2 protein-coding genes are annotated in these 951 nt (G+C 75.4%); both read left to right on the top strand.

The features are described 5' to 3' along the window. Positions 1-569 (top strand): sensor histidine kinase (locus tag B7767_RS36845; protein ID WP_256923699.1); only part of this gene is annotated, 569 nt, incomplete at its 5' end. A gap of 58 nt (positions 570-627) precedes the next feature. Continuing rightward, positions 628-951 (top strand): response regulator transcription factor (locus B7767_RS36840; protein WP_143652847.1); only part of this gene is annotated, 324 nt, incomplete at its 3' end.

Below are 951 nucleotides of genomic sequence, written 5' to 3'. Positions count from 1 at the left end.
ACCGGCTGACGCTGCTGAGCGTGCACGCGGGCGCCCTGGAGTTCCGGCCCGACGCCCCGCGCGAGGAGGTCGCGCGGGCGGCCGGCGTCATCCGGGAGAGCGCGCACGAGGCGCTCCAGGACCTGCGGGAGATCATCGGCGTGCTGCGGACCGGCGACGCCGACGACGCGGGCCGGCCGCAGCCGACGCTCGCGGCGCTCGACACCCTGGCCGCCGAGTCCCGGCAGGCCGGCATGAAGGTCACCCTGGACCAGCGGGTCACCGACCCGGCCGCCGTCCCCGCCTCCGTCGGCCGCACCGCCTACCGCATCGCCCAGGAGGGCCTGACCAACGCCCGCAAGCACGCCCCCGGCACGGAGGTCACCGTGTCGGTCACCGGCGGCCCGGGGGAGGGCCTCACCGTGACCGTGCGCAACCCCGCGCCGGAGGGGGACATACCCCGGGTGCCCGGCGCCGGGCAGGGCCTGATCGGCCTCACCGAACGGGCGACACTGGCGGGCGGCACCCTGGAGCACGGGCCCGCCCCCGACGGCGGGTTCGAGGTACGGGCCCGGCTGCCGTGGGGGTGAACCGGAATCATCTGGTCCGTGTTTCCCCGCTCCGTGCGGCCGTGATTACGTACGCGCCATGACTGCGATCAGAGTGCTCCTCGTCGACGACGACCCGCTGGTGCGGGCCGGGCTGTCCTTCATGATGGGCGGCGCGGACGACATCGAGATCGTCGGTGAGGCCGCCGACGGCGGCGAGGTCGAGGCGCTCGTCGACCGCACCCGGCCGCACGTCGTCCTCATGGACATCCGGATGCCGGCGGTGGACGGTCTCACCGCCACCGAGTCGCTGCGCCGGCGCGAGGACGCCCCGCAGGTCGTGGTGCTCACCACCTTCCACGCCGACGAGCAGGTGCTGCGCGCGCTCCGCGCGGGCGCCGCCGGGTTCGTCCTCAAGGACACC

The organism is Streptomyces sp. 13-12-16 (assembly GCF_002114215.1).
Classification (GTDB): domain Bacteria; phylum Actinomycetota; class Actinomycetes; order Streptomycetales; family Streptomycetaceae; genus Streptomyces.
This window is presented reverse-complemented; position numbering and strand designations above follow the sequence as displayed.